The following is a 4,374-nucleotide window of genomic DNA, read 5'->3' on the forward strand; positions in this document are numbered from 1 at the left end:
CAGTCCGGCATCCGCCCGGAAGCGGTTGAAGCGGTCATGCGCCGGCGCGCAAGCCGCCAGATACCTGGCCTCGAACGCCGCGCGTTGCGGGTCGTCCACGCCAAGCCCCGACAGATAGGGCGGCACATTGGCGTCCGGCAGCTCGGTCTCGGCGCAGGAGACGACGCGCACCCACGGACAGCCGGCGGCGGCGATCGCCGGGAACATGATGACATTGTCGAGCACCACGGCATCCGGCTTGAGCCGTGCCAGCAATTGGCGCAGCGGCGCCTCGGCATTGACCGCGGTGTCGACGATGGCCTGCCAGGTCGGAGCGACATAGGTCTCAAGCTGGTCGATCGGGCTCAGCCTGAAATGCGGCAGGTGCCGGCGCACGAAAGCCTGCCAGTAGCTCTGACGTTGGCTCTCGCTCAGCGGCTCGTCGGTTGGCAACTGGTATTCCTGGAAACCATAGTCGGCAAAGACGCCGGAGAAACCGGCATGGCAGATGAAGACGGGCCGGGCGCCTTTCGCACGCAGCGCCTGCGCGATGCCGACGCAATTCAACGCCGCGCCGAAGCTTGCTTCGGGAAACAGCGCGATGGTCGGGCTGGCTTTACGCGTCAATTAATCCTCGTCATTCCGGCCGGCTGATCGTGCCGAACAGCGCGGGAGCCCCGCGGCTGGCCGCTTGCGGTCGCTGGTTGCGGGAGAGCCGCAGATGAATGCGAAGCAGATCGGCAGCCACCTCATACTGCAGGCTTTCAAGATGGTCGAGTATGACAAGGTGTTCGCGCAGCGATTGCCGCAATCGGAAGACGTTGACGCCGGCATAGATGCCCGGCAGCCGGCGCAGCCTGAGGTGATCGGCGAGCGCGTCGGCGATGAAGCGGTTGGCGCTGCCCTCGGCGAGCATGCCGTGAAAATCGATGTCCAATCGCTGGAACTCGCGTGTGTCGAAGGCGGCGTCCGGCAGCGTCACCAGCGCTTCCATAGCCTGGCGCAACGTCGCCGCCCGCGCGCCGTCCAGCCTGAAGCCGGGCGTCAGGATGGCCGCGGGCTCGAGCAGCAAGCGGAACTCGTAGCTGTCGCCTTGCGCTTCCGGATCGTCGGGCGTGCGCCGAAACAGCCAGGACTGGCCAGGCGCACGATCCAGCAGATTCTCTTCGGTCAGTTTGTTCAACGCTTTTAATACCGTCTTGCGCTCGGCACTGTAGCGCCGCATCAATCCCGCGACGGTCACCGTCTGGTCCAGTCGCCGCGCCGAGCGGTCGCGCAGGATCGCCTCGGCCAACTCGTCCTCCTCGGCAGCGGGCAATTCCGTGGCGACCGAAGCCTGCGCGGTGAGGTCGATGGCCAGATGATAACCGGACTCCGCCTCCCAGCGCACGACGCCCCGTTCCGCGAGCAGGCCGAGTGCCGCCCGCACCGGCGTGCGCGAGACATTGCACAGCGACGCGATCTGCTGCTCGGGCAAGCGTGCACCGGGCTCGAAGCCGCGCTGGCGCGCCACATCCAGGATGCGCTGCGCCAGATCAAGATGGTTGGTGCGGGGTCGTCTGGCTGCGGCTTGCATGGCTGGTCCAGCGGAAAACGAGATGACCGCATTGATTTGACCGATCGCCCGAACGGACGCAATCGGCCAGTTTCCTCGGTCGTTTGACAAATTATGGATTGACGTACTTTTTTCTGCAATAGTACTGTCAGCACAATCGGCGAGAAAAAGACCGAGGGAACAGGATCGAGGCAGCGGCAAGGGTCGCAAGCGTTGGTCCGGCGAATGAAATTCGACGATCAACCGAATGGGAGTCTGTCATGACCGCTACCAGCCTGCGGCGCCGTGCGCTGAAAACATCTTCGATCGCACTTGGCCTGGCCTTGGCGCTGTCCGCGCCGGCGACGGCTGCCGACCTCGTCATTTCCAACTGGGACGGCTACATGGCACCCGACGCCATGGCCGCCTTCAAGACCGCAACCGGCGTTTCGGGCGAAGTGGTGGTGCATGCCACCAATGAAGAGATCATGGGCAAGCTGATCGCCGCCGGCGGCAAGGGCTATGACGTGGTCTTTGTCTCCTCACCCTTCGCCGAGGTGCTGAACAAGCTCGGCCTGACCGAGCCGATCGACCACGCCAAGATCCCCAACCTCGCCAACCTCTATCCGGAAGCAGCCAAGCTGCCGCACGATGTCGGCAATGCCTTCTCGGTGCCCTACACCTGGGGCACCACCGGCCTCTGCTATCGCTCGGATCTGATGAAGGTCGCACCGGCCAGCTGGAGCGACCTGCTCGCGCCCTCCGACGAATTGAAGGGCAAGACCACCATGCTGGCGACCGACCGCTGGCTGCTGGCCGCCGGCCAGCTCGACAAGGGCTATTCGGTCAACGAAACCGACCCGGCCAAGATGGCCGAGGTCAAGGATCTGCTGATCTCGGCCAAGAAGACCCTGCTCGCCTATGACGACACCACCTTCTATTCCAAGCTGGTGTCCGGCGAGGCACTGATGGTGCAGGCCTGGGACGGCTGGTGCAATTACGGCATCGCCGAAAAGCCGGAGATCAAATACGTCATTCCCAAGGAAGGTTCGGACCTCTGGGTCGACACGATGGTGGTGATGAAGGCCTCCGCCAACAAGGACGCCGCCTTCCAGTTCATCAACTTCATGCTCGACGCCAAGAACCACGCCTGGGCGGCGCAGAACATCGACTACAAGGTGCCGAACAAGCCGGCCATGGAGAGCCTGCCGGCCGATTTTCTGGCAAAATTCCCCAACATGGCGATGCCGGTGGCCGATCTCGTCAAATTCGAGCAGTTGCGTGACGTCGGCGACGCCCAGCGCGACTATTCGAAGATCGTCAGCGAGATCAAGGCTGCGCAGTAAGCGGCGGCACATCAGAGACCACGGCCGACGGCGGGTTTCCGCCGTCGGCCGCTGAATGCGGTACCCAATCGTGTCCTCAACCAGACTTCGTTCCTCCTTGCTGATGGCCCCGGCGCTGGCCTGGCTCGCGGCCTTGATGGTGGTGCCGTGCGCGCTGGTACTGGCGCTCGCCTTCTTCCGGCGTGGCATCTATGGCGGCATCGAATACACCTTCACGCTGGAGAATTTCGGCCTGGTCTTCGACCCGCTCTATGCCGGCATCTTCCTCAATTCGGCGCGCATCGCCGGCACCGCGACCCTGATCGCGGTGGTGATCGGCTATGCTGCCGCCTACGCGATATCGGCGGCACCGCGCCGGTGGCAGCCAGTGTTCCTGTTCTTCGCCGTGCTGCCGTTCTGGTCCAACTATCTGATCCGCACCTATGCCTGGATCGTGCTGCTCAACCGCGAAGGCCTGATTACCCAGCTGCTGCGCTGGTTCGGCTACACCGGCGAGCCGCCGTCGATGCTCTACACCGAAGGCGCCGTCATCGCCGGCCTGGTCTATAACTACCTGCCCTTCGTCATTCTCGCCTGCTACGCGCCGCTGTCGCGACTCAACCCGGAACTCGCCGAGGCCTCGCGTGATCTCGGCGCTTCGGCAGCCACCACGTTCCGTCGTGTCATCCTGCCGCTGACCGTACCGGGCATCGCCGCCGGCGCGGTCTTCGTCTTCGTGCTGTCGATCGGTAATTTCGTCACGCCCGCGCTGCTCGGCGGCGGCCGCTTCCAGATGATCGGCAACCTCGTCTACGACCAGTTCCTGACCGCCAACGACTGGCCTTTCGGGGCGGCACTGGCGATGGCGCTGATTGCCATCATGCTTCTGGTACTGATGGCGCAAGCGCTGGCCGCCAATCGCGCCTCGGGTCACGTCACGCAAGCCGGCGGAGACACCGATGGCTGAGCGCTCCCCTGCCACGCGGCGCACGCTCTGGCTCGTGCTCAGCCTGGTCTTCGCTTTCCTCTACATCCCGATCGCCGTGCTGGTGGCGCTGTCCTTCAACGAAGGCGGGTTGCCGACGGCATGGTCGGGATTCTCCCTGAAATGGTATGTCTCGCTGGCCTCGAATTCGGCGATCCTGTCCGCGGCCCTCAACACGCTGATCGTGGCGCTGGTCTCGACCGCGATCGCCACTCTGCTCGGCACGCTGCTGGCGATCGGCATCGAGATGCGCCGGCAATACGGCAAGGCCCTCGAAGCGCTGATTTTCGCACCGATGATCATTCCCGACATCGTGCTGGCGATCGCGCTGCTCTCGTTCTTCTCCATGCTCAATCTAACCATGGGCCTGCACACCATCATCCTCGCCCATGTCGTCTTCAACCTCGCCTTCGTCTGCTCGGTGGTGCGCGCGCGGCTGAAGAGTTTCGACTGGTCGATCGTCGAGGCCTCCGCCGATCTCGGCGCCTCCGCGCTCACCACCTTCCGGCGGGTGACATTGCCGGTCATCGCGCCGGCGGTGATTGCAGGGG

Annotated in this window: 4 protein-coding genes and 1 pseudogene; 3 read left to right on the top strand and 2 right to left on the bottom strand. The window is 64.2% G+C overall.

Features of this window, described 5'->3' with window-relative positions; translation table 11 throughout:
* Together EN991_RS25005 and EN991_RS25010 are read right to left on the bottom strand one after the other, a co-directional pair.
* Positions 1-606, bottom strand: a pseudogene (locus tag EN991_RS25005) (glycosyl transferase family 1); the annotation flags it as partial.
* A 10-nt stretch (positions 607-616) separates the two neighbouring features.
* Positions 617-1,555 carry a GntR family transcriptional regulator gene (locus tag EN991_RS25010; RefSeq protein WP_063169494.1) on the bottom strand — a complete coding sequence of 313 codons (939 nt, stop codon included), beginning with the start codon at positions 1,553-1,555 and terminating at the stop codon, positions 617-619.
* A gap of 239 nt (positions 1,556-1,794) precedes the next feature.
* Between EN991_RS25010 and EN991_RS25015 the strand changes: the two genes are divergently transcribed.
* From EN991_RS25015 to EN991_RS25025, 3 genes are all read left to right on the top strand, one after another.
* Positions 1,795-2,859 carry a spermidine/putrescine ABC transporter substrate-binding protein gene (locus EN991_RS25015; RefSeq protein WP_063169495.1) on the top strand — a complete coding sequence of 355 codons (1,065 nt, stop codon included), beginning with the start codon at positions 1,795-1,797 and terminating at the stop codon, positions 2,857-2,859.
* A gap of 103 nt (positions 2,860-2,962) precedes the next feature.
* Positions 2,963-3,805, top strand: a complete 843-nt coding sequence (locus EN991_RS25020; RefSeq protein WP_027163033.1) for an ABC transporter permease — start codon at positions 2,963-2,965, stop codon at positions 3,803-3,805.
* Positions 3,798-4,374 (top strand): ABC transporter permease (locus EN991_RS25025; protein WP_164769355.1); only part of this gene is annotated, 577 nt, incomplete at its 3' end. The genes EN991_RS25020 and EN991_RS25025, both read left to right, overlap by 8 nt.

It is taken from the genome of Mesorhizobium sp. M7A.F.Ca.US.005.03.2.1, from assembly GCF_003997795.1.
GTDB classification, from domain to species: domain Bacteria; phylum Pseudomonadota; class Alphaproteobacteria; order Rhizobiales; family Rhizobiaceae; genus Mesorhizobium; species Mesorhizobium ciceri.

What these genes read in the sequence shown, in the direction of transcription:
- EN991_RS25020 (WP_027163033.1), top strand. Translation starts at nt 2,963, where the DNA reads ATGGCCCCGGCGCTGGCCTGGCTCGCGGCCTTGATGGTGGTGCCGTGC.
- EN991_RS25015 (WP_063169495.1), top strand. Translation starts at nt 1,795, where the DNA reads ATGACCGCTACCAGCCTGCGGCGCCGTGCGCTGAAAACATCTTCGATC.
- EN991_RS25010 (WP_063169494.1), bottom strand. Translation starts at nt 1,555, where the DNA reads ATGCAAGCCGCAGCCAGACGACCCCGCACCAACCATCTTGATCTGGCG.